Here is a 23,525-nt window from a genome sequence, read left to right on the forward strand (position 1 = left end):
CCTGATCCTGTTCCAGGGTGGTAAGCCGGTGAAGCAGATCGTCGGGGCCAAGCCGAAGGCCGCGCTGCTGTCGGACCTCGCCGACGTCCTCTGAACAGCGATTACCTTTCCGTCGCCCACGGGTCGACGGGAACCAGCCGGACGGACCGGCCGTCGGTGTCGAGGATGTGCCCGTTCACCTTGTGCAGGCGCAGGATCAGCCGGTATTCGCTGACGACGACCGAGGGCAGGTCGGCCGACAAGGCGCCGAGCACGTCGTCGAGTTCTTCCGGGGCGCGGAGGTTGACGATCGCCACCAGGTTGGCGGGTGAAACGGTGCTCGCGCAGAAGCGGACCGCGGCCCGGGTGCCGAGGTCGTGGGCCAGCTGGGCCCGGGCCGCGTGCGGCACCGCCAGCCACACCAGCGCGGCCAGGGGCCAGCCGGCCAGCGGCCGCGCCAAGTCGGCGCGCAAGCTCACCCAGCCCGACCGGAGCAGGAGATCCAGCCGGCGCCGGACCACCTGCGGCGGCACCGAAAGATCGTCCGCGAGATCCGCGTAGGAGCGCCGCGCGTCGTGGGCCAACGCGAAGAAGAGGGCACGGTCGGCGGGGGTGAGCCCGTCGATCTCCCTCTTGGGCAGGCCAGGGGCGCGGACCTGGGCGGACTGGGTGGGATTCAGGACGTTGAGCCGCCACTGCGGGCCGCCGTGCACCCGGGTGTAGGGTCGGGCCCGCAGCCGGTCCGCCGGGAGCCCGGCGAAGCGCCCGCTCAACGAGTCGATCAGCGTCTGCGTGGTCGGTGCGGCTGTCAGCGCGTACACGTCGAACTCGCCTGCCGTGCGGCCGACCGTGAGCACGTCCGGCATGGCGTTCAGCGCGTCGATGAGCGGGTCGATGAAGCCGGGGCGCCCGGCGAATTCGAGTACGGCGCCGCGGAAGAGCAGCGGTCCCATCACCGCGCCCGTCCACACCGCGCCCTCGGCCGCCAGTGCGGCCCATCGCCGCGCCGCCGTGACGGCCGAGAAGCCCACCGGCTCGGCGATCGCCGACCACCCGGCCCGCGGGTTGACCTGGACGGCGTCGACCAGTTCAAGGTCGCGCTCCGTCAACTGCACAGTGACTCCAGCGTAGAAATTCATCATATCAGGACATCTGAACAGAGATTTCCTGCATTCTAGCTGACAGGGTGGAGATGTCGCGCATGATCGCTTCGTGACCACCGACAAACGAGTGACCCCTCCGCCGATCCGCGAGCGGACCGCCGCGATCCAGAAGAGCATCGAGTCAGCGGACCGGTTCCCCCTTGCCTACTTCGACTCTCGGCGCTACGTGCAGCACAACCTCGCCCTCGGCGACGGCTTCGGTGCTCTGCTCGAGTTCCTCGACTCGTTGCCGGCGGGCAGCAGCAAAGTGCGTCCGCTCCGGACGTTCCAGGACGGCGACATCAGCTTCGCCCACCTCGAGTACTTCCTCGCGCCGCTGGGCGAAGTCGTCGGTTTCGAGGTGCACCGCTGGGAGGACGGGCGCATCGTCGAGCACTGGGACAACCTGCAGCCGCTCGCCGGGCCCGGCATGACCGATGGCACCGTCGAGCGTGGCGATCCCGCCCGCACCGACGAGACCAAGCAGGTGGCGGCCGCGTTCGTCCGCTCGTTGCTTCAAGGGCAGCCGCCACAGCAGGTCGCCGCGGGCTACGTCGAGCACCACCCCGCCGCCGACCCCACCCGGCCGTGGTGGTTCTCGGCCGCCGACGTCGAATACACGACCCTGCACCGGACCCTCGGGGAAGGCGACTTCTGCCTGACCATGGCGGAAGGCCGGCTCGCAGGCGAGCACACCGCCTTCTACGACCTCTTCCGCGTCGAAGACGGCCGCATCGCCGAGCACTGGGACGTGCTCGAACGGATCCCGCCGCGCGACCAGTGGCGCAACGACAACGGCAAGTTTTGACGGTGGCCACCACCCTGATCCGCGGCGCGACGGTGATCGACGGCACCGGTGCGCCGGCCACGGCCTCCGACGTGCTGCTCGCGGAGGGGAAGATCGCCGTGATGGCGGAGCGCGGACAGCTCCGTGACGCCGACCGCGTCGTGGACGCCGACGGGCTCGTGCTGGCCCCCGGCTTCATCGACGCCCACTCCCACGCCGACAACGCGCCGTTCCTGACCGGCACCGACGCCGCCAAGCTCAGCCAGGGCGTCACCACCGAAGTGGTCGGCAACTGCGGATTCGCCCCGGCCCCCTGCCCGCCCGCCCGGCGTGCCGAGATCGAGCGCCTGTGCGGGCGGCTGTTCCCGGCCTTGTCCTACGACTGGTCCACCGTGGAAGAGCTGTACGCCACATCGGACGCCCACGGGTACCCCACCAACGTCGTGCCCCTGGCCGGGCACCACCCGATCCGGGCCGCGGTGCTGGGCATGGCCGATCGACGGCCCACCGCGGGCGAGCTGGCCCGGATGAAGGCCGAGCTGTCCGCCGCGCTCGACGCGGGGGCGGCCGGGCTGTCGTCCGGTCTCATCTACCCGCCGGGCATGTACGGCGACGTGGACGAGCTCGCCGCGCTCGCCGGCGAACTGCCGCTCGACGCCGTGTACGCCAGTCATCTGCGCAACGAGGGCGGCCGGCTGCTCGACGCGGTCGGCGAGGCGATCGAGGTGGCGCGCCGGGCCGGGTGCCGGCTGCAGGTGTCCCACCTCAAGGCGGCCGGGCGGCCGGCGTGGGGGTCGGTGAAGAAGGCGCTGCGTCTCATGGACGAGGCGTGGGACGAGGGGATCCGCGTCCACCACGACGTCTACCCCTACGAGGCCAACAGCACGCTGCTGTCGGCCTGCCTGCCGCCGTGGTTCCACGACGGCGGGTACGCGGCGACCATGGAACGGCTGCGAGACCCCGAGGCCCTGCGCCGCGCGGAGCACGACATCGCGGCCGACGACGGCACCTGGGAGAACTGGGTCGCCGGATCCGGCTGGGACCGGGTGCTCGTCGCCGGCGCCGGAAACGCCGACGTCGAGGGCCGGACGCTCGCCGAACTCGCCGAGCGGTCGCGACGGCGTCCGTTCCAGGTGCTGACCGACCTGCTCGTCGCCAGTGAACTGACCGCCTGGATGAGTGTCTTCGCCATGTCGCCCGCCGACGTCACCGACGCCCTGCGGCACCCCCGTGCTCTCGTCGGCTCCGACGGGGCGCCGCCGGGCCGCGGTGGCAAGCCGCACCCCCGCGGATTCGGCACCTTCACCCGGGTGCTTGCCCGTTACGTCCGCGAATCCGGCCTCCTGTCGTGGGAAGAGGCCATCGCGAAGATGACGTCCCGGACCGCGTCGGCATTCGGGCTGGCCTGCCGCGGCGTCATCGCCGCCGGCGCGGCGGCCGACGTCGTCCTCTTCGACCCGGCGACCGTCGCCGACCGGGCCACGTTCACCGATCCGGCCCGGATCTCGGCCGGCATCGAACTGGTCGTCGTCAACGGCCGAATCGCCTTCGAAACCGGTGCGGTGACCGGCCTGCGGGCCGGCCACCGCCTCCGTCGCCCCCAACCAGGAAAGAACCCGAAATGACCCGAGTGAAGCCCCTCGAGCGGTACCCGCGGCCGGTCAGCGCGACCGCGGCGAAGACCGTGATCCACACCAGCCCGGCCGGACTGGCCACCGCCCGCGTGGCGATCCCGGGCCGCGGCCACGACGTGCCCGCGTACGTCGCGCGCCCGGAGGGGGCCGGGCCCCTGCCGGTCGTGCTGGTGCTGAGCGAGGTGTTCGGCCTCCATCCGTACGTCGAAGACGTCGCCCGGCGGTTCGCGCACGCCGGCTACCTGGCCGTCGTCGCGGACCTCATGGCGCCGCAGGGCGACCCGGACGACTTCGCCGACGTCGACCGCCTCGTCACCGACCTGCTCCAGCACATCCCCGATGAGCAGGTCATGGCCGACCTCGACGCGGTGCTCGACTGGGCCACGGCCAACGGCGGCGACGCCGGCCGCGTCGCGGTCAACGGGTTCTCCTGGGGCGGGCGGTGGACCTGGCTGTTCGCGGCCCACCGGCAGGTCGCCGCGGCTGTCTCGTGGTACGGGGTGCTCGACGACTCCGTGAGCAACCTCCAGCCGGACCGCGCGTTGTTCCCGCACCACCCGATCGACCTGGCCGGTGCGCTCCGGACCCCGGTGCTCGGCCTGTACGCGGGCAAGGACGAGGTCGTCCCGGTCGCGACGGTGGACGCGATGCGGTCGGCACTGGCGGCGCGGGCGGTGCCGGGACCCGAGGTCGAGTTCGCCGTCTTCCCGGACGCCGTCCACGGCTTCTTCGCCGACTACCGCGACGAGTTCAGCCCCGCCGACGCGCCCGTCGCCTGGGCTCGTGCCCTCCGCTGGCTGCGCGAGCACGGGGTGTGACGATGCGGCGGTATCCCCAGCTGCGGGTGGACGTCGGCGCGGTGGAGCACAACGCCACGCTGATGGCCACGTGGGCCGCTTCGCACGGCGCTGCGCTCGTCCCGCACGTCAAGACCACCATGTCCCCGGAAATCGTGCGGATCCAGGTCGAAGCGGGTGCCGACCGGCTCACCGTCGCGACCGTCGCCCAGGCCCGGACGGTGCTTTCGTGGGGATACCGCTCGCTCCTCATCGCCAACGAAGTCGTCGACGTTTTCGCCTTGCGGGAAATCAAGGACTGGATGGAGCACGGCGCCGACGTCACGTGCTTCGTGGACTCACCGGAGGGCATCGAGGCGGCGCAGGGGGCTTTCACCACGGCACCGCTGCCGGTCCTGCTCGACGTCGGCGTCCGCGGCGGCCGGACGGGCGTTCGGGACAAGCGGGCGGCGCGGTCGCTCGCCCGCTTGGTGCGGTCGAGCCCGGGCGTGCGGCTGGCCGGCGTCGCGGGTTACGAGGGCGTGGTCCCCAACTCGCGCGACGAAGCCACCGTTTCCGCGGTGCGCGAGCACTGCCGCCGCACCGCGGAAACCTTCGCCGAGCTGGCCGGGTGGTACGAGACCCCGGCCCCGGTGCTGTCGATGGGCGGCTCGGCCTACCCTGACCTCGTCGTGACGGAGGCAGCCGGGCTGGTGCCCGACGGTGCCCTGGTGCTGCGGTCGGGTTGCTACGTGACGCACGACCACGGGACGTACGCCGCGGTGAGTCCGTTCGCCGGCTTGAAACCGGCGATCACGGTCAGGGCCGAGGTGATCTCGGCACCGGAGCCGGGCATGGTGGTGCTCGGGGCCGGGAAACGCGAACTGCCGCACGACGCGGGTCTGCCGGTGCTGCTCGGCGCCCGTTCCGCCGCCGACGCACGGCCGATCACGGACATCGAGGGGCGCGTCGAGACGCTTTACGACCACCACGCGGTCGTCACCGGTGCCCGCGGGCTGCGGGTGACCGATGTGGTCGAGCTGGGCGTTTCCCACCCGTGCTCGGTATTCAGCCGCTGGGACGCGTTCGGCTTGACCCGCGACGACGAGGTGATCGGGACGGGCCGCTCGTACGCCCGGCCTTGACGGGTGGCAGCTTTCTTGCGGTATTCGACAGTCGGACGTCTCTTCGTGCTCCGGGACCCGGCAACCATCGTTCTGGTCCGCCCATGACCAGCGTGGGGAGTCTCCTCGGCCGACGCGTTGTTCGACTTGCTCGGTACGAAGTGGACGGTGCGGGTCATCGAACTGCTCGAAGATTCTGGCGCAGTGCCGCAGTGCCGTTCGACGCGCTGTGGACGTGGGTGGGTTCCCATGCCGCGGCCGGCCGCCTGAGCCGGTCACCCCGCCGAGGGCACGACCAGACGACGCCGGGCAGCGGGACCACCGTTCGTCCCAGGACGATGACACCGCTGCCCGGCTCCCTTCCCTTTTCACCGGGGAAGGGTTTCCGGCCGATCATCCGCCGCGAGACAACGGCGGATCGGCGACCACCGGCGCCGGTTCGGCCGGGGCTTCTGGAAGTCCCCTATCTCGTCCGGCCGTCAGCCGAATTCGGAGAGGCGGGGAATACCCGACGTGCAACGGGACGGACGGATAAACCACACGCTTCAGGATCCCGTAGTCTTCCAGCTGTCGCAAGGGTTTGCGTGAAGACCTTGGGTGTCAGCGAGCCGCTTTGGTGCTGGTGAAATAAGCGTTCGACGCCGGAGCGAAGGAGAGCGCGACACCGAGCACCGCGAAGACGAGGCCGACGTATCCGAGGACGCTGCCTCCGTTGACCAGGATCGAAACCACGTCGAGTGCGGTGACGACGGTCAGCACGATGCGCGCCCAGTTTCGGCCCGCGCGCAGCTTGACGGCGAAAAGCACGAAGAGCAGTGCGATGATGACCGAAAGCACCGCTACGACGATCGTTGACGCGTCGGCGACCCGGTCGGTGTCGACGCCTTGGGCAAGGTTCGCGTCGTGGGCCGCGTCCTCGAAGGGCTTCTTGTCCAGAACGATCAAGGCCGCGCTGACGAGGCCGATCACGGTAGTGGCGATGAAACACCAGAAGGCGCCGACGACCGTGATCGGACGGCTTTCGACGGTCGAGCCCGGATGGTTCGAGTGGCTGCTCATGGGAAGAATTTGCCACAACCCGCTTCTGTTCGACTTTCACTCGCGCGACTCGGACCGAAAGGGCAATAATCCCCGGCCCTTCGGGAATCCGGCTTATTCGGGAGGAACTTGGGAGCTTTCGACGAAATCGCCGGCGAAATATGTGCCGCTCGTACCAAGACCGTGGTGGCCGCCACTGTCAAGCTGTCGCTCCCGAACTCGACGGAGGGCGTCATGAAAGCTCTGCTCGCCACCGGGGCAGCCGGTGCGCTGACCCCGGCGCCGGCCGCGTGCGGGACTTCCCCGGGCGCGGGCGCTCGGGGCCTCGTCGACGGCAAGACCTTCACCATGGCGCTGGGCGGTGAGATCAGCGAGCTCGCGGTCCGCCCCTCGTCGATCCGGATGCTCGGGTGACCGTGGAGTCCGCGGCGGAGGTGGCCGCCGACATCAAGATGCGGGCGAGCCACGCCGGAGTCACCGAGGTGTGGTTGCACGCACGGGCGCTCGACGGCGGGCCGGAGCTGTCGATCCGCGGCACCGAACCGGTGGTCACGGCATCGGTGTTCAAGGTGCCGGTCGCCGTCGAGCTGGCCAGGCAGGCCGCGGAGTCGGACCTCGACCTGGCCGAGTTGGTCACGGTCCGGCCGGGAGAGGGACCACCCTCGCCGTACGGGCTCGCCGCGTTCCGCCACGAAACGACCTTGTCCTGGGACGCGCTCGCCACGCTCATGATCAGCGTGAGCGACAACGTCGCGACTGATCTCGTGCTGGCCGAAGTGGGGAAGGACGCCGTCAACGCCCTTCTCGCCCGGCTGGGACTTCCCGGCACCGCCGTGACGCACAGCTGCGCGGAGTTGCTGGCGACCATCGGCGAAGACCTGGGGATCCCTTACGAGGACGACGAGCGGGTGCTCAGCGGTTTGACGGTGCGCGAGCTCGGCCGCCTGAGTGCGCTGGACCCCGCACGGACCTGCCGTACCACCCCGGAGGAAGCGACCCGCCTGCTCGCCATGATCTGGCACGACACGGCCGCGCCCGCGCGAGCGTGTGCGGACGTGCGCCGCTGGCTGGGCGGGCAGGTCTGGCCGCACCGGCTGCGGTCCGGTTTTGTCGGCGACGACGTCCGCGTCTCCGGGAAGACGGGGACGCTCCCGACGATCCGGAACGAGGTGGGCGTGGTCGAGTACGAGAGCGCCGGCTACGCGGTCGCGGTCTTCACCCGCGCCGAAGACGCTCGCTCGCAGGTGCCCGCGCGGGACGCGTTCATCGGGTTCGCCGGCGCCCGGGCGGTCGGCTGGCTGCGCGCGAGGACTTCGTGAACCGGCTCCGAACCGGGAGGTCTCGGTGACACCGCGGGGATGGGATGTCGTAGTCGTGGGCGCCGGCTCGGCGGGCGCGGCGTTCGCTGCTCGCTCCGCCGGGCGGGGAAAGCGCGTGCTGCTGGTCGAGGCCGGTCCCGACTACCGGTCGGCCGACATGCCGGAGGCCTGGCGCTCGCCCAACCCGGGCCGGGCGTTGCTCGATCCGTCAGCGGTCGAAGGTTTCCTCTGGGCCGGGCTGGATGCTTCCCGGACCGAACGGCAGGCTCCGGCACCGTATTGGCGCGGCCGGGGTGTCGGCGGTTCTTCGTCGATCAACGGCCAGATCGCCATCCGTCCCTCCGTAGAGGACTTCGAGGAGTGGGCGGCTCAGGGATGTGCGGGGTGGTCACCCGCCGACGTCCTGCCGTACTTCGCCGAGCTCGAGGACGACGAAGACTACGGGAACACACCGCACCACGGGCGTCACGGGCCGATCCCGGTTCACCGGACCCCTCGCGAGCTGTGGGGCGCGGTCGACGAGGCGTTGTGCCGGGCGGCGTTGGCAGCCGGGCATTCGTGGGCTCCCGACGTGAACGCTCCCCACGCGACGGGGGTTTCGCCCTACCCGATCAACTCCCGGGCGGGCCGGCGGGTTTCGGTCAACGACGCCTACCTCGAGCCGGCTCGCGAGCTCGAGAGCCTGACCATCCGCGGAGGCGCGCTCGTCGACCGGGTGCTCTTCGCCGGTCACCGGGCCGTCGGGGTCAGCGTGCTCGTGAACGGAGCCCCGGCCACGGTGCACGCGGACGAAATCGTGCTGAGCGCGGGCGCGATCCACTCGCCCGCCATCCTGCTGCGGTCCGGGTTGGGCCCGGCGCGCGACCTCCGGTCGCTGGGGATCGAAGTCCGGCAGGACCTGCCCGTGGGCCAGGGCCTGCAGGACCACCCGCTCGCGCTCGTCGAAGTGGCCGTCCGCCCGGGTCCAGGGGAGACGGTGGACGACCGGCACACCAACGTCTGCGTGCGCTACAGCAGTGACGCGGGGCCGCCGCGCAACGACATGATGCTGGTCTCCCTCAACCGGAACGTGCTGGCTATGGCCGACGCGGACGCCGGTTCGGCACTCGGCGGTCTCGGCGTGTGGGTCAACCGGTGCCACTCACGAGGTGTGCTGAAGCTGGCTTCCCCCGATCCGGCCGTCCAACCCGAAGTCCGGGAACGCATGCTTTCCGACGAACGGGACCTGGCCCGGCTGCGAGAGGGCGTGCGAGCTTTGTCGGCACTGGCCTGCGGCCCGGAGATCGCCGAAATCAGCGTGCGGCATCCGGCCGAGCAGAACGCGGAACTGTTCGCCGCGCTCGACGACGACGCGAAACTGGGCGAGTACCTGCTCGCCACCGTGTCCGACGCCCAGCACGTGACCAGCACCTGCCGGATGGGCGACAGCGGAGATCCGCGGACCGTGGTCGACCCCCGGTGCCGGGTCCTCGGCGTCGAGGGCCTCCGGGTGGTCGACGCGTCGATCTTCCCCTTCGTGCCCAGTGCCAACACGCACCTCACCGCGGTGATGACGGGTGAACTTGCGGCAGATCGCGAATAGGGCGCAGGCGCACCGCCCTTCGGAGGATGACCGCGTTCATAGGAGTCCGCCGCGTCACCGAAAGCCGCCGCCTGGAGCCGTTCTCCCGCGATTCCGGTGTATCCATGACCTGTATGGTGCCCGGCGGTCATGACGGACCGGACGTCATGGGCCGGGCCGGTACTTCCTCGAGCAGCCACGGGCTACAAAGCAGGTTTTCCGGTTTTGGGTTTTTCCCCGTGGGGGAGCCACGCGGCATAACCGCCGAGGAGGTCGGACACGTCGGTGTGGCCGGCGCGGCGCAGGACACTGGCGGCGATCGACGAGCGGTGTCCGCCCGCGCAGTGCAGCACGATCGGGTGGTCATGGGGGATTTCCCCGACGCGGCTGGGCAGCTCGGCCAGCGGGATGTGCAGCGAGCCTTCGATGGCGCCGGCGACGCGTTCGTCGTCTCCGCGAACGTCGATGACCGCCGGAGGCGATACCGCGGCGAGGCTGCGCCGGAGGTGGTCCGCGGTGATCCGGCTCGCCCGGTCGACTTCGGGGGCGATGGCGGTCATCGCGGTATCGGGATCGTCGAGGTGCCCGGCGACTCGGTCGAAACCCACCCTGGCCAGTCGGATCACGAGTTCGTCCTGCCGCCCGTCCGGCGCGATGAGGACAAGGTCGTTCTCCGGAGGAGTGACTGTGCCGGCCCACTCGGCGAAGCGGCCGTCGACGGGCACGTTGAGCGAGCCACGGAGGTGGCCGGACGCGAACTCCTGCGGAGCGCGTGCGTCCAGGAGGATCGCACCGGAGTCTCGCAGCCGCAGCACTTCCGGCGCGGTGAGCGGGCGGCTGGCGACGGCGCTGAACAAGTCGTGCTCCTGCTTGTTGAACTGAGCGTCGTAGGCGAAGTAGGCGGGCGTTGCCGACTGCCCCTCCGTCACGGCCGCGACGAAATCGTCCTCGCTCATCGGGACGCACGCGTAGTTCTCGATCCGCTGGGCGCCGATCGTCGAGGATCGTTCGGTCGAGAGATTCTTTCCGCAGGCCGAGCCGGCCCCGTGCGCGGGAAACACCCGGACCGTGTCGGGCAGAGCCATGAGCTTGTGCTGGACGCTGTCGTAGAGCATGCGGGCGAGCTGCTCGGCGGTGACCCCGGCCGACGCCAGCAGGTCCGGCCGGCCGACATCGCCGATGAACAGAGCGTCGCCGGTGAGGACGCCGAACGGCACGTCGTCGTCCGCGTGTTCGTGGACCAGCACGCTGATCGATTCCGTGGTGTGGCCTGGTGTTTCGAGGATCTGCAGGGTGACGTCACCGAGGCTGATCCGCTCGCCGTCGCGCAACCTGCGGATCGGGTAGCCGGTCTCGGCGGATCGGCCATAGCCGATCCAAGCCCCGGTCAGCGCGGCCAGTTCCAAGTGGCCCGCGACGAAGTCGGCGTGGAAGTGCGTGTTGATCACACCCTTGAGCGTGAGCCTGTGAGACCGCAGATCCGAGGTGTATTCGGCGACGTCGCGCCGCGGGTCGACGATCACGGCGTCGCCCGTGGTCTCGTCGGCGACGAGGTACGAGGCTTGGGACAAGCAGTCGAGGTAGTACTGGGTGAAAAGCATGTTGCGGCGGGCTCCCGTCAGATCGGCTCTTCAGTGGCGGCAGCCACTTCGATGATCGCTTCGATTTCAACGCAGTTGCCGCGTGGGAGCTGTGCCATGCCGACCGCGGAGCGCGCGTGCACGGCCCGCTCACCGAGGACTTCGTGCAGCAGGTCCGAAGCACCGTTCACGACGAGTGGCTGCTCGATGAAGTCCTCGGTCGAGCTGACCATCCCGAGCAGCTTCACCACGCGGGTGACGCGGTCCAGGCTGCCGAGCGAAGCACGAATCGTCCCGAGGAGGTTGACGGCGGCCTGTCGTGCCGCTTCGTATCCCTGTTCGGTGGTGAGGTCCCGCCCCAGCTTTCCTTTGTGGACGGGCGTACCCGCGGAGTCCGGCAGGTGACCCGAGCAGAAGAGCAGGGTCCCGCTCCGCACGGCCCGGACGTAGCGACCGACCGGCGGGATGACAGCCGGCAGTTCGATTCCCAGCTGCTCGAGGCGAGCCTCGGCAGTGCCGGGGTGGCTGGCACGCGAGTCCACCGTGGCCCCTTCGCCGGCGCTCACCGGGTCCTCTTTCCGGTCGCGTACTCACCGAGTAGCCGAGCGCTCGGCTTCAACCGGCGCTCGAAGGTCTGCCGGTCGACTTCCACCAGCCCGAACCGCATGGCGTACCCGCGGCCCCACTCGAAGTCGTCCAGCAGGCTCCGGTAGAAGTACCCGCGGATGTCGATGCCGTCGGCGAGGCACCGGCCGACCGCGGCGACGGACCGGTCGATCCATTCGACGCGTTCGCGGTCGTCGGCCGTCGCCACGCCGGTCTCCGTCACCAAGATCGGCAGCCCGGTCTTCTCCCGGGCGCGCCGGATGGCGGCTTCGACGCTTTCCGGCCGGAACTCGTACCCGACCGACGTCCGCCGCGTACCGGGCGGGTAGTCGAGGAACATCGGCACCGGCGGTGCTCCGTCCGGCAGCTCGTCGGGGGAGCCCTCAGGTCCTGCCCACAGCCGGGTGTACGAGGCGACTCCGAAGTAGTCGTCGCCGGCCGTGACGTCGAAGAAGTCGCCCTCCCATTGGCGCTGCAGAGCCTTCAGCTGTTCCTCGTAGCCCGGGGAGCAACCCCATTCGACCGTCGCCAGCGACATCCCGACGCGCGCTGCGGGGGCGACTTGACGGATCGCATCCCGCCCCAGGACGTGTGCCCTGGCCAGGTTTTCGGCCGCGCGCTCCGCTGCCTCGTCACCCGCCCGCAGCGGGGCGTCGGGCACGTGCGTGCCGGGGAAACCGCCGTAGCGGTAGCCCAGATTCGCGATGACGTCGGGCTCGGTGAGGGTGACGACGTAGCCGAGGTGCCGTCCCAGGTACCGGGCCGCGTGGTCGCAGAAGCGCTGGAACCGTTCGGCCGTGTGCTCCCACAGCCAGCCGCCTCGCAGGCCGACCCAGTTCGGCAGACTGCAATGCTGGAAGGTGACGACCGGCACGAGCCCTGCGGACTCGCACAGCTCGAGGACCCGCCGGTAGTGATCCAGCGCGCCGCGCGAGAACTCCCCGTCCGCCGGTTCGATCCGGCTCCACTCGATCGAGAAGCGGTAAGCGGTCAACCCGAGGTCGCGGCAGATGGCGATGTCCTCGGGGTACCGGTGCAGTGAGTCGCAGGCATCACCGCTCGGTTCGGTCATCGGGCTGCCGGCAAGGTGTTCGAACCACCACCAGTCGGAGTTCACGTCCTGCCCCTCGACCTGGTGACCGGCGGTGCAGGCGCCCCACAGGAATTCGTCGGGGATGGCTAGCGACATCTGAAGCCTCCAGGGACCGTTCGGTGCGCTGCTGTCACGACTGCGGGTCGGCGGAGCGCATCATGACGAGGTTGGTCGAACCGATCTCACCGCGTAACTTCCGGAAGGGCGCGTATTCGGGGGAGCCGTACCAGCGCTTGGCGGCCTCGGCACTGTCGAATTCGATGACCGCACCGCCGTGCGGCTGGAAATCGCCTTCGCAAACCTCGACCACCTCACCGGCGGCGAGATAACGACCACCGTGTGCGGCCACGCTCTTCACCGCCCCGGCCGAGTATTCACCGAAGCGCGCAAAATCTTGGACGTGGGTCAGGCCGATCATGTAGTACGGCATGGCTTCTCCTTGGTTTCGTCACGACGTCGCGACTCGTCGGGTTTCTTACAGCACCAGCGGTTCGCGGGGAAAGGAATTGAGGCAGCGGGGAGCGCCCGTCGTGGTCACCCACGTGTCCGAAAGGAAGACCCCCGAATGGTCCGGCTCGGCCACGTGGATCTCCACGCAGACGACGATGTCCGGCACCACCTCGAACGGTTCGACTTCGGCGACGGCGACGGGCGGAGCGACCATGGGCAGCGAACCGCTCGCGCCTCCCTCCGCGCCGTGGATCAGCGGGCCGCGGCGGACGTAACCCGCGGCCGAAATCACCTCGGCCGCCTTGGCGATGTCCCGATCGGTCTTTCCCGGTCGCAGGGAATCGATGACCGCGTCGTAGGTTTCCAGCATGACGTCGACCATCCGCCGGTAGCGGTCCGCGGGCTTGCCGAAGAAGTAGGTCCGGCCGGTCTGGCACTCCGCACCGTCCGGCACCCGAGGAGCGACCTCGGTCAGGAGGACGTCGCCCTGTTCCAGGATCCGGTTCATCGGGCGTTCGCGCTGGCAGGTGTCGAAGGCGGCGGCGGTCGGCCCGGAAGCGACGAGGATCTGCGTCGGGTATTCGCCGCCCTGCCGGATCATTTCGGCGGACAGACAGGCGAACGCCTCCCGTTCGGGGAGACCGGCACGCAGGTGCGCCGGAATCGCCGCGGACATCGCATCGCCGATCCGGGCGGCGTGCTCGATGGAGCCGACTTCCTCGGCACTGCGGGTGAAACGGACCTGCCGCCACCACTCCCGCGTGACGAAGCTGAAGGTCGCGTCCGGCAGCTCCCGCTCGAACGTGCGCCAGTGCCGCAGCGGGATCGAGCTGTTGAGGTCCGCTTCCACGATCCCGATCCGGCCGGCGGCGAGACCCAGTTCGCGGATCCGCTCGACCGCGGCGACGTCGGCTTCGGGCGCCGCGCGAACGTCCTCGGTGATCTCGCGTGCCCGGCGGGCCGGAAGCAGGGCGTTCAGCGGAAAGGCGAGCACCGTGGGGTCGCCCTGGGCGGGGTGGACCACGTAGCTCGCGTTCGTCAGCAGGCACCCGACGTGATTGACCGCCCAGCGCGTGTTGGTCCAGTTCCGGTCCCAGGTCCCGGTCCCGCCGGCGATCAGCAGGCAGTCGAGCTGCTGCTCGGCCATGAAGGACTGGATCTTCGCGCGGCGGGACGCGTACTCACGGTCCGAGGCCCGGTCGTACGGGTACTGCCCGAGCCGGTGCCCGGCCAGCACGGTCTCACTCGCGGCGTACCCGTTCTTCATCATCGCCCCGGTCATGCGGGCCACCCGGTCACGCGGTCGTGCAGCGGCGGGTCGCCGGGGCGTGCCATCTCGACCTCCAGCATCGCGGCGCAGCCGGGACAATAGAACTCCCGAAGCACACACTCACCGGTGTCGCGGTGCACCGGTCCCGCTTCCGCAAGCGGCGCTTCGCGGTGGGGCACGTGGTCCTTCCAATCGGCGTCGGCCGCGCAGATCTCGTGCGAGCAGCGTGCGCACCGGATGACCGGGCCGGTGCCGGGTTCGTCCACCACATGGAGGTAGCCGCCGAGCGGCCGGTCGCCGAGCGCGAGTTCCGCGTGGTCGTCCACGGCGGCCGGTTCGGTACCGCCGAGCCGGCGGCGGCGCACATCGGTCCGCAGCTCCGCCGTGGCCGCGGCATCGACGTCGTGGCGGTCGGCATCGAGTACGACCCCGTAGACCGCGTGGGCGGCCGGAACGGAGACGAAACCGGAGGCGACGTCCTGTGCCACCCGTTCCGGATCGCGCTCGAGGGGATCGCCGAACCCGCCCCCGCCCCCGGTCCGCAAGTACATGACGTCGTCCGGTCCGATGTGGGTCACCCCGAACCGGACGTTCTCCTCCCGTCCGGTCGTCTCCCGCCGGTTGCTCGGGAACTCAGCGGCATTGCCGCCGCGATATTGGACGTAGTCGGTGGTACATCCGGGCAGCCCGCCGAAGATGCCTTGGGCTTGGGGGAACGTGACCCCGCGCCCGGAGAACATGTTGGCCGAGAAGCTCTGCGCCGGCGTGTTGTGCGGGACCACGGCCCATTCGATGATCGTGCCGCCGCGGAACTTTCCCGGTCCACCGGAGTCGGGCACGATCCGCTTGTAGAGGAAGCGTGCCGGGAAGTACAGCTCGGATGTCTCGGTGTTGGGGATCCTCGTGGTCGGGGCCGCCATCTCGCCCCCGACGTCCGCGCCGTCCTGGAAGCTCTGCGCGCCCGCCGAACTCGCGAACAGATCCGACGTCGCCTCGGTCACGAAGTGGTGGCTCGCGTCCAAGCCGAACATCTGGGCGGCGGCGTGCGCGCCCCACTGGGCGGTCGCGCGGCGCGAGTAACGCTGGGAGGTGCCCATCATCTTGGAAAGCACCATCGCCGAGAGGTTCTGGATGATGTGGGCCATTGCCTCCGTCGCGCACGACACCGGGCCGGGGCGGCGCGGGTTCGCGATCGTCCCCTCCTCCGCCACCACCTCGATGCACCGGTGGATTCCTTCGTTGATGGGGATGTCCCAGCTCAGGAGGCTGTACAGGGGGCCGATCACGCAGCCGTAGGTCAGCCCGAACGGGCAGTTGATCGGGACGTCAACCTGGTCGTGGGTTCCAGCGAAGTCGAACTTGAGCAGGTCGGCTTCTTTCCGGAGGGTCAGCACGACGGGGTAGACGGCCTCGCCGCGGGCACCGTGATAGTCGAAGTAGAGCCGGGCGGTCCATTCGCCGTCCGGGAGCTCGCGCAGCCGCTGCCGCAGTGTCTCCTCCGAGCGGCTCACGAGTTGCCGGCAAGCCGCGAGGGTGACTTCTTCCCCGTAGGTCGCGAAGATCTGCATGAAACGGTCCTGGGCGACGTTGCAGGCCGCCACGATCGAGCGCAGGTCCAGCGTGACCCGCTCGGGGAAGCGCACCTGCCGGAGCACGGTGTCCCAGATGTCGCGGCGAAGCCGGCCGGCTTCGATGATCTTCAATCCGCCGGTCTGGAAGCCCTCCTGGTAGGACTCCGTCGCTTCCGTGTGCCAGCCACCGGGCTGGATACCGCCGATGTCCGTGACGTGTACGTACGCGCAGGCGAAGCCGACGCGGCGCTCGCCCACGAAGATCGGGGCGATCAGCATCGCGTCGGGGGCGTGCGCCGCGCCGACGTAGGGATCGTTGACGAGGAACACATCCCCTTCGCCGATACCGGGATCCTCGGCGTACGTCCGGAGCACGTGGCGGATCGCGAGCCCGGCACCGGGGAGGACCGACATGAACCCGGCACCGCCGGCCAGCAGGTCGCCGTCGTCGGTGTACAGACCGACGACGCGGTCGTGGGCTTCGGAAATCGGGATGGAGCCGGCCGTGAGCTCCAGCGCGACACAGCCTTCGTCGGCGGCGCGATCCAGTTTGCTCTTGATGATTTCCAGGGTGAAGGGATCGACCGTCGCCGGCGCCGCGCCGGGAACGCCGGGTTTCGTTTCGGTCATTTGGACTCCCAGGTCACGATGATGTTGCGGTGCTCGTCGACACGGGCCCGCTGGCCCGGGTTCACGACGATGGTCGTGATCGGGCTCCACAGGATCGCCGGGCCGTGGACTTCGTTGCCCGGCAGCAGTTTCGTCACGTCATACCCCTTGGCCGTCCGCATCGAGTCGCCGATGACGAAGTAGGCCTCGCGTTCGCCCACCAGCGCGGCCGCGGGATCCGGATCGTTCAGAGGGGCCGAAGCGAGGGCGGCCCGCCGAAGCCGGGCCTTGGCCCGCACGCGGAAGTTGACCAGCTCGATGCCGGCTTCCCGGTACGCCGTCCCCGGCCCGTACAGCCGTTCGTAGAGGGCTTCGTAGTCGCTGCCGAGGCGGGCCAGATCGGCTTCGGTCACCGGGCCCGATACCTCGAACGGAGTGGTCACGAGGTTGAACTGCTTGGTGTAGCGCAGATCTACCGAGAGGTCGACGTCGTCCGGGTCCACGGCGAAGCCCTCCGACTTCAGCCGGTCCAGCACGGCGTCGGTGAGTTCGGCGAAGACCTGCTCGACGTCCTCGGCGCGAACCGGTTCGGTCATCGGCCGGGAGACGACCTCGTCGTACACCACATCCGTGGTGACGAGGCCGAACGCTCCTTGGACCCCGGCCGCTCCGGGGATGAGGACGCTCCGGACACCCAGTTCCTGGGCCACCGCGGGCAGGTGCATCCCGGCCGTGCCCCCGTAGGAGTACAGGACGTACTCCCGGGCGTCGACGCCGCCTTCCACAGTGCGCTTGTGCAGGGCGTCATGAATGTGGTTGTTGACGAGGCGGTAGACGGCACTCGCCGCTTCCAGCCGGCTGAGCCCGAGCGGACGGGCGATCTGCTCGTCGAAAGCTTTCCCGGCCACGGCAACGTCCAGCCGGCCGCGACCTTCCATGTAGAAGTCTGCGTTGAGGTAGCCGAGGATGACGTCCACATCGGTCACGGTCACCTCGGTACCGCCGACGCCGAAGCACACCGGACCGGGCGACGCTCCCGCGCTGCGGGGCCCGATCCTCGGTGCGTTGAACGGCGGTTCGAGCCAGACGACACTCCCGCCGGCGATCGACTCGCTGTGGATGTCCATTTTGGGCAGCAGGTAGTGGTACCGCAGGACGTCCGGCTCGCGCTGGTAGCCGACCCGGCCGCCGCTGATCACCGCGACCTTGAACGTCGTGCCGCCGACATCGGCCGCGATGACGTCCTCGTGACCGACCTGATCGGCGAGCGACTGCGCGCCCACGAGACCGCCGACGGGGCCCGACTCCATCAGGCTCACCGGACTGCGCCGCGCGTCTTCCAGGGAGACAGCGCCGCCGTGCGCCTTCATGAGCAGGGTCGTACCCCTGAACCCTCGCTCGGCGAGGGCGTCTCGCAGCTTGGCGAGGTACGCGGCGACGAACGGTCCGAGCTTGACGTTCAACGCCACGGTGGAGGCGCGTTCGTACTCGCCGATCGTCGAGGTGATCTCGTGCGAGGCGGTGACGAACAGGTCCGGCCGTGCGGCGCGCAGCGCGGAGACGGCCGCCCGCTCGTTGGCGGGGTTGAGGAACGACCAGAGGAAGCACACTCCGACGGCTTCCACGTCCTTGCCGAGCCCGGCCACCACGGCGGCGATGTCGTCCGGGTCCAGGGGCCGGACGATCTGGCCCGCGGCGTCGGTGCGTTCCCCGATGCCGGTGGTCAACGAGCCGGGAACGAGCGGAGCGGGCTTCGCCGAGTCGATCATGTCGATCATCTGGTCGTGGCTGAGCCCGGTCCACCGGCCGTAGGCACCGCGCGTGATGATCAGGGTTTCTTCGAAGCCCCTGGTGAGCAGCAGGGCTGCCGTGGCGAGCGTTCCGTCGCCGATGGCGTTCTCCCCGACCGTGGTGCTGTGCAGGAACACGTCCGTCGCCGCGAGCAGGTCCTCCGTGGCAAGCCCGAGTTTTCCCGCGGCCAGGCCGAGGCTGGCCACCATGCCGCGGGTGAAGTCCGGTGGCGTGGAGAAGGACTTGCCAACGGTGAGCACTCCGTCCTGGTCGAGGACGGCGCAGTCCGTGCCGGTCCCGCCGACATCTATGCCGATCACGTACCTGTTCACCGCGCCTCCTGCCGTACCGTCGTAATACTTCTTGTTCGTATACTACACTGAAACATTAGAATGTCCTCATCGTGAATCGAGATCAGAGGCCCTGGATCCGTCCACCGTCGACGACGACCGCGGAACCGGTCATGAAGGAAGTGTGCCGCGAACACAGGAACGCGACGATGTGCCCGAAGTCGGCCGGATCGCCGGCATACGGGCGGTCCTGGCGGCCGAGTTCGACCGCGCGCGCGGTCTTGTGCAGGCCGGGGCACACCAGGTTGAGGGTGACCCCCGAACCCGCAAGCTCGTTGGCCGCGGTCTTGGCCCACCCCCACGAAGCGGGGCGGGCCGTGTTGGACAGGACGAGGTTGTCCATCGGCTGCCGGGCGGAGCCGGAAGCGATGAGGCACACGCGGCCCCAGCCCTGCGCGACCAGTAGTGGCCGTGCCGCGCGCACCAGCCGGATGGCAGGAAGCACGGTGGTGTTCACCGCGTCGAGGATCTGCTCGTCGGTGACGTCGAAGGCGCCCCCGGGGGGCGGACCGGCGTTGTTCGCGATGACGATGTCCAGCCTGCCGAAGCGGTCGACCGCGCGCTCGACGAGGAGATCCGGCAGGTGGTCGTCGCCGAGGTCGCCGGGGACGATTTCGACCTCGGCGCCGGTTTCGGCGCGGAGCTGCTCGAGTTGCTCGGCCGAGCGAGCATTCACCACCAATTTGACGCCCGCGGCGGCCAAGGCGACTGCCGAAGCCCGGCCGAGACCCCGCGAGGCGGCGGTGACAACGGCGACGCGATCTGCGATTCCGAGGTCCATCCGCTTAGTATACACGTCTAGTGTACTAGGATTCGGAACAAGCGCTCTTCTCTTGGCCGAGGCAGAGGCTCCGCAGGTCTCAGATGAGCGGTTTGATCGACGGCCCGGCGGAGGCCGCGGCCCGGACGGCGTCGCGGAAGCTCCGGTTGGAGGCGTGGACGTGCTGGTGCATCACCTGGGCGGCCTCCTCCGGGTCGCCGCCGGCGATGGCCTCGAAGATCTGGTGGTGCTCGGCGATCCGGGCGGCCGTTTCCGCGTGGGGGATCACGACACCCGCCGTCACGGCGGCCACGACGCTGCGCAGGCTCTCGAGGATCTTGCGCGTGCGGTGCAGGCCGGCAAGTTCGGCTGCGGTCAGGTGGAATTCCTCGTCGAGGGCGAACATCGCCCGACCGGCCTGGTCCTCGTCCTGGCGCCGAAGGATGTCGGCGAGCCGGGCCAGCGTGTGCTCGGTGTGATCGGCCGCGAGGGTGCGCGCCACGAGGACTTCGAGGTGCTCCCGGAGCGCCTCGACTTCATCGACCTCGGCGTCGGTGAACTCGCGGATCCGGTACCCGCGGCGGCGCGCGGCGATCACCACCCCGTCGCGCTCGAGCGCTTTGAGCGCTTCGCGAACGGGGGTCCGCGACACGCCCAGCAGGTCCGCGAACTCGGTCTCCGAGTAGTACCGCCTCGGGCTGATTCCGCCGTCGCGCAGCGCCGCCCGTAACGCCTGGTAGGCGCGCTGACCGAGGTAACCCTCGCGATCCTCGCCCTCGTCACTCATGAGAGGTCTCCGTCGGCCGGTGGAAAGTCGCTTGGAACACCAGAAAAGCATACTAACCCGCAGGCAGTCGACCTCTTCCGGGCTGTCGCGGCGGGGGCTGGGGCCTGGATCTCGATCGTTGATGGTCTATCGTGATACACGAGTGTAGTATACTGAACGAGATCGATCCCGGTCTTGCTGTCGAAGTGAGGAGGTGACTTCCGATGATCGTGCCCGAGGCCCTGAGGTACGAGATCGGACCCGCGGCCCGTATCGCCGCCCGCGTCGCGGGCGCCGGACCCGCGGTCCTCCTGCTCCACGGGGTGGGAACGGCGAGCGCGTCGTTCCGTGCGCAGTTCGACGGTCTGGAGGACGCGTTCGAGCTGATCGCTTGGGACGCCTTCGGGTACGGAGGATCCAGCGAACCGCCTCCTTCAGCCGGCTTGGACGACTACGTGGACGCGGCAGTGGCGCTCCTCGACGTCCGCGAGGTCCGCGACGCCCACGTCGTCGGGGTCTCGTGGGGCGGCGTAGTCGCGACGCGGCTCGCTCTCCGGCAACCACGGCGGGTCCGCACCCTGGCGCTGATCAGCTCCACTTCCGGCAGGAAGGACAAAGACGCTGTGCGCGACGGGTTTCCGGCGCGGATCGCCTCGCTCGAGCAGGAGGGGGTCCGTGCGTGGGCGGAGGCCCGGGTCCACCGGCAGGTCTCGCCGACGGCTTCGGCGGAGCTGCGCCGGGAGATCGTCGAGACCGCCGTCGGCTCCGTTCGGCTTCCCGGTTTCGCGGCCGCGCTCGGCACCCTGGCCGACACCGACCACCGCGCCCGGCTGGGCGAGGTCCGCGCACCGGCGGTCGTGCTGGCCGGCGAGCGCGATTCCGTGACCGGAGCCGCCGAAAGCCGAGTCTTGGCCGCGGGCATTCCCGGCGCGGAGCTGGTGCTCGTGCCCGGTGGGGGACACCTGCTGAACCAGGAGGCGCCCGGCGTGGTCAACGAAGTACTCCGACGCCATTGGCAGGCACATGACGGCCGTGAAGGAGATGAAGAATGACAAGCGCTTCCCAGGACTTGCGCCGAGGCGCACCCGGATCTCTCGTGCGCCCCGATGGCGCCGAGGTCGGGATCAGCGTGTTCCACGACGAAGGTGTGTACCGCGCGGAGCTGGAGAAGATCTTCGCGAAGTGCTGGCTCTTCCTCGGACACGAAAGCCAGCTGCGCAAGCCCGGCGACTACATCTCGGCCCGGATGGGTGAAGACGAGGTCGTCGTGACGCGCAACTCCGCAGGCGAGCTTCGAGCCTTCCTCAACAGCTGCCGGCACCGCGGCGCCAAGGTGTGCCGTGCCGACCAAGGCAACTCACGGGCCTTCCGCTGTCCGTACCACGGCTGGACGTACGACCTCGACGGCAACCTGATCGGTGTTCCCCGGCTCAAGACCGCCTACCTGGGAGAGCTCGACCGCAGCTCGATCAAGCTCGTCGAAGTCGCCAAGATCGACACCGCGCACGGGCTGATCTTCGCCTCCTGGGACCCCGCCGCACCCACGCTGGCCGAGTACCTCGGTGACTTCATGCCGTACCTGGATCTGCTGTTCGGGCGAGCGGAAAGCGGGTTCGAAGTGATCGGCGGGGTGCACAAGTGGACCATCGAGACGAACTGGAAGATCCCCGCAGAGAACTTCTCGGGTGATCAGTACCACCTGTCTTCGACGCACGCTTCGAGCGTCGAGGTGGGACTTCGCAACCGGGTGACCGAGTACGGGCACACCATCCATGTCGACGAGGGCCACGGCTTCACGCGGGAGAAAGGGGGCGCCCAGCAGGGCACGGCCGCGGTCACGGGCTACACCGAATACGTCCGCAAGGTCCAGGAGCGGATCAAGCGGAAGAACCCGGAGCTGGCGGAGTTCGTCCCGGTCGGCGTCGGCACGATCTTCCCGAACATCTCATTCATGGACAGCATGCGGTTCCTCACCTTGCGCCTGTGGCAACCGGCCGGACCGCACCGCGTCGACGTCAACTCCTGGTGCTTCGTCGACAGTTCGCTGTCCGACGAGCTGAAGGACGCGGCCATGCGGCAGTACGTCCTGTCCTTCGGCCCCAGCGGGATGTTCGAGCAGGACGACGGGGAGATCTGGACCTCGATCAGCGAGGCGACCCGCGGGGTTGTCGCGCAACGCCACAGTTTCGACTACTCGATGGGACTGGGCCACGAAATGCCGGTGAAGGAGCGGGCCGGCGTGGCGTTGCCCGGTGTGATGGGCGAAGCGTTCATCACCGAGGCGAACCAGCGGTCATTCTACCGGCGCTGGCGCCGGCTGATGATGGAGCAGTGACATGACGACTTCACTTGCCGATCACCAGGTCTGGTCGACGGTCGAGCGCGTCTACCGACGTGAGATCCGGCTGCTGCAGGCAGCTGACTACCGCGAATGGCTGACGGTGTTCGCGCCGGACTTCCGCTACCGCGTCCCGGTCGTGCGAAGCACCGACGAACGTTCGGACATGGTCGCGGGCGAGGGAGAACTCGCGTACTACGACGAAGACCGAACGACGATGGAACTGCGAGTCGACAAGCTCGCGAGCTCGATGGCGTGGACCGAGATCCCCCCATCCCGGCTCCGCTATTTCGTCCAGCTGCTCGACGTCGAAATCTCGGCCGCACAAGCCGTCGCCGTCAGCAACATCCTCGTCTTCCGCGCCCGGCACGAAAGCCAGGAAAACGTGTTCTACGGAGAGCGCACCGATCGTTTCGTCGAATCCGGGGGACAGCTGAAGATCGCCGATCGCACGGTGGTTCTCGACCGGGGCCGCCTGGCGGCGGAGAACCTCAGCGTCTTCTTGTGACGAGCCACCGAACGGATGGGAGGCCTCGATGAATTTCCGTGACACGACCGGCCACCTGCTCGCGCGCCTCGATGTCGACCTGTCGGCCAACGGCCGGCGGCTGGCGATCACCTCGGCCCTGACCGGGGAAAGCCAGTACCTTGACGCGCTCTTGCTCGAAGCCCTGACCTGGATCCCCGGCGAGCTCCTCGAGAGCCAGGACGAGAACAGCCTCTCCGACAAAGAGGAATCCGGCTGAACGGCCCAGATCTTGTTCCGCGGTAAGGAGAGAAAGATGAAGATCCGAATCGACCCGGCGAGGTGCGACGGCTACGCGAACTGCGTCATCGAAGCCGACGAGGTGTTCGAGATCGATGACGAATCAGGCCAGGCGTCGGTGCGCCGCACGGGCGTACCCGCGGAACTTGCCGAAGCAGTGCGCCGGGCCGAAGCGAGCTGTCCGGCCCAAGCCATCCTCGTCGAGGACTGAACCG

At 69.3% G+C, this 23,525-nt stretch carries 23 protein-coding genes and 1 pseudogene; 13 read left to right on the plus strand and 11 right to left on the minus strand.

From position 1 onward, the window contains the following. Positions 1-94, plus strand: a pseudogene (locus AB0N03_RS49625) (thiol reductase thioredoxin); the annotation flags it as partial. A gap of 7 nt (positions 95-101) precedes the next feature. Here AB0N03_RS49625 and AB0N03_RS49630 read toward each other — a convergent pair. Continuing rightward, positions 102-1,094 (minus strand): Lrp/AsnC family transcriptional regulator, encoded by a 993-nt coding sequence (locus AB0N03_RS49630; RefSeq protein ID WP_364388054.1) that lies wholly within the window; start codon positions 1,092-1,094, stop codon positions 102-104. Positions 1,095-1,191: 97 nt separating this feature from the next. On the opposite strand from AB0N03_RS49630, the gene AB0N03_RS49635 reads away from it, so the two are divergent. Genes AB0N03_RS49635 through AB0N03_RS49650 form a run of 4 tightly spaced genes read left to right on the plus strand, consistent with a single transcriptional unit; the run spans position 1,192 to position 5,463 of the window. After that, the gene (locus AB0N03_RS49635; protein ID WP_364388056.1) at positions 1,192-1,929 is read left to right on the plus strand and encodes a hypothetical protein; all 738 of its coding nucleotides are present in this window, start codon (positions 1,192-1,194) and stop codon (positions 1,927-1,929) included. A 2-nt stretch (positions 1,930-1,931) separates the two neighbouring features. Then, entirely contained in the window at positions 1,932-3,533 is a 1,602-nt protein-coding gene (locus AB0N03_RS49640) for a D-aminoacylase (RefSeq protein ID WP_364388058.1), read from the plus strand. Next, positions 3,530-4,360: a dienelactone hydrolase family protein gene (locus tag AB0N03_RS49645; protein ID WP_364388060.1), complete on the plus strand. Its 831-nt coding sequence runs from the start codon at positions 3,530-3,532 to the stop codon at positions 4,358-4,360. The genes AB0N03_RS49640 and AB0N03_RS49645 overlap by 4 nt, the downstream gene beginning before the upstream one ends. A 2-nt stretch (positions 4,361-4,362) precedes the next feature. After that, positions 4,363-5,463, plus strand: coding sequence for an alanine racemase (locus tag AB0N03_RS49650; protein ID WP_364388062.1), 1,101 nt, complete (start codon positions 4,363-4,365; stop codon positions 5,461-5,463). Positions 5,464-6,042: 579 nt separating this feature from the next. Here AB0N03_RS49650 and AB0N03_RS49655 read toward each other — a convergent pair. Continuing rightward, on the minus strand, positions 6,043-6,501 hold the full coding sequence (locus tag AB0N03_RS49655) for a hypothetical protein (RefSeq protein WP_364388064.1): 459 nt from the start codon (positions 6,499-6,501) through the stop codon (positions 6,043-6,045). 213 nt (positions 6,502-6,714) lie between these two features. On the opposite strand from AB0N03_RS49655, the gene AB0N03_RS49660 reads away from it, so the two are divergent. Genes AB0N03_RS49660 through AB0N03_RS49670 form a run of 3 tightly spaced genes read left to right on the plus strand, consistent with a single transcriptional unit; the run spans position 6,715 to position 9,381 of the window. Beyond that, positions 6,715-6,894, plus strand: coding sequence for a hypothetical protein (locus AB0N03_RS49660; protein ID WP_364388066.1), 180 nt, complete (start codon positions 6,715-6,717; stop codon positions 6,892-6,894). Between the two features lie 2 nt (positions 6,895-6,896). Next, on the plus strand, positions 6,897-7,799 hold the full coding sequence (locus AB0N03_RS49665) for a serine hydrolase (protein WP_364388108.1): 903 nt from the start codon (positions 6,897-6,899) through the stop codon (positions 7,797-7,799). Positions 7,800-7,824: 25 nt separating this feature from the next. After that, positions 7,825-9,381 (plus strand): GMC family oxidoreductase N-terminal domain-containing protein, encoded by a 1,557-nt coding sequence (locus tag AB0N03_RS49670; protein ID WP_364388068.1) that lies wholly within the window; start codon positions 7,825-7,827, stop codon positions 9,379-9,381. 182 nt (positions 9,382-9,563) lie between these two features. Here the strand turns inward: AB0N03_RS49670 and AB0N03_RS49675 are convergent, their stop codons facing one another. The 9 genes from AB0N03_RS49675 to AB0N03_RS49715 form a co-directional block, all read right to left on the minus strand. Beyond that, positions 9,564-10,961, minus strand: coding sequence for an MBL fold metallo-hydrolase (locus AB0N03_RS49675; RefSeq protein ID WP_364388070.1), 1,398 nt, complete (start codon positions 10,959-10,961; stop codon positions 9,564-9,566). Positions 10,962-10,978: 17 nt separating this feature from the next. Further along, a complete protein-coding gene (locus AB0N03_RS49680) occupies positions 10,979-11,506 on the minus strand; it encodes a RidA family protein (protein ID WP_364388072.1) in 528 nt (175 codons plus the stop codon). Then, positions 11,503-12,735 carry a family 1 glycosylhydrolase gene (locus AB0N03_RS49685; RefSeq protein ID WP_364388073.1) on the minus strand — a complete coding sequence of 411 codons (1,233 nt, stop codon included), beginning with the start codon at positions 12,733-12,735 and terminating at the stop codon, positions 11,503-11,505. Before AB0N03_RS49685 ends, AB0N03_RS49680 begins: the two co-directional genes overlap by 4 nt. 34 nt (positions 12,736-12,769) lie before the next feature. Further along, on the minus strand, positions 12,770-13,069 hold the full coding sequence (locus tag AB0N03_RS49690; protein WP_364388075.1) for a DUF1330 domain-containing protein: 300 nt from the start codon (positions 13,067-13,069) through the stop codon (positions 12,770-12,772). A 45-nt stretch (positions 13,070-13,114) separates the two neighbouring features. Then, positions 13,115-14,371: a M24 family metallopeptidase gene (locus AB0N03_RS49695; protein ID WP_364388076.1), complete on the minus strand. Its 1,257-nt coding sequence runs from the start codon at positions 14,369-14,371 to the stop codon at positions 13,115-13,117. Continuing rightward, positions 14,368-16,560 carry a hydantoinase B/oxoprolinase family protein gene (locus tag AB0N03_RS49700; protein ID WP_364388078.1) on the minus strand — a complete coding sequence of 731 codons (2,193 nt, stop codon included), beginning with the start codon at positions 16,558-16,560 and terminating at the stop codon, positions 14,368-14,370. Before AB0N03_RS49700 ends, AB0N03_RS49695 begins: the two co-directional genes overlap by 4 nt. Continuing rightward, on the minus strand, positions 16,557-18,662 hold the full coding sequence (locus tag AB0N03_RS49705) for a hydantoinase/oxoprolinase family protein (protein ID WP_364388080.1): 2,106 nt from the start codon (positions 18,660-18,662) through the stop codon (positions 16,557-16,559). The genes AB0N03_RS49700 and AB0N03_RS49705 overlap by 4 nt, the downstream gene beginning before the upstream one ends. Before the next feature lie 82 nt (positions 18,663-18,744). Continuing rightward, positions 18,745-19,461, minus strand: coding sequence for an SDR family oxidoreductase (locus AB0N03_RS49710; protein WP_364388082.1), 717 nt, complete (start codon positions 19,459-19,461; stop codon positions 18,745-18,747). Between the two features lie 79 nt (positions 19,462-19,540). After that, a complete protein-coding gene (locus AB0N03_RS49715; RefSeq protein ID WP_364388084.1) occupies positions 19,541-20,227 on the minus strand; it encodes a GntR family transcriptional regulator in 687 nt (228 codons plus the stop codon). A gap of 203 nt (positions 20,228-20,430) precedes the next feature. Here AB0N03_RS49715 and AB0N03_RS49720 point away from each other — a divergent pair, with 203 nt between their 5' ends. Genes AB0N03_RS49720 through AB0N03_RS49740 form a run of 5 tightly spaced genes read left to right on the plus strand, consistent with a single transcriptional unit; the run spans position 20,431 to position 23,521 of the window. Then, positions 20,431-21,258, plus strand: coding sequence for an alpha/beta fold hydrolase (locus tag AB0N03_RS49720; protein WP_364388086.1), 828 nt, complete (start codon positions 20,431-20,433; stop codon positions 21,256-21,258). Then, positions 21,255-22,541: an SRPBCC family protein gene (locus AB0N03_RS49725; protein WP_364388088.1), complete on the plus strand. Its 1,287-nt coding sequence runs from the start codon at positions 21,255-21,257 to the stop codon at positions 22,539-22,541. The genes AB0N03_RS49720 and AB0N03_RS49725 overlap by 4 nt, the downstream gene beginning before the upstream one ends. 1 nt (position 22,542) lies before the next feature. Then, positions 22,543-23,052 (plus strand): aromatic-ring-hydroxylating dioxygenase subunit beta, encoded by a 510-nt coding sequence (locus AB0N03_RS49730; protein ID WP_364388090.1) that lies wholly within the window; start codon positions 22,543-22,545, stop codon positions 23,050-23,052. A gap of 28 nt (positions 23,053-23,080) precedes the next feature. Then, entirely contained in the window at positions 23,081-23,290 is a 210-nt protein-coding gene (locus tag AB0N03_RS49735) for a hypothetical protein (protein WP_364388092.1), read from the plus strand. 36 nt (positions 23,291-23,326) lie between these two features. After that, positions 23,327-23,521, plus strand: coding sequence for a ferredoxin (locus AB0N03_RS49740; RefSeq protein ID WP_364388094.1), 195 nt, complete (start codon positions 23,327-23,329; stop codon positions 23,519-23,521). Positions 23,522-23,525 lie beyond the last annotated feature (4 nt).

Origin of the sequence: Amycolatopsis sp. NPDC051061, assembly GCF_040682935.1 — a bacterium.
Classification (GTDB): domain Bacteria; phylum Actinomycetota; class Actinomycetes; order Mycobacteriales; family Pseudonocardiaceae; genus Amycolatopsis.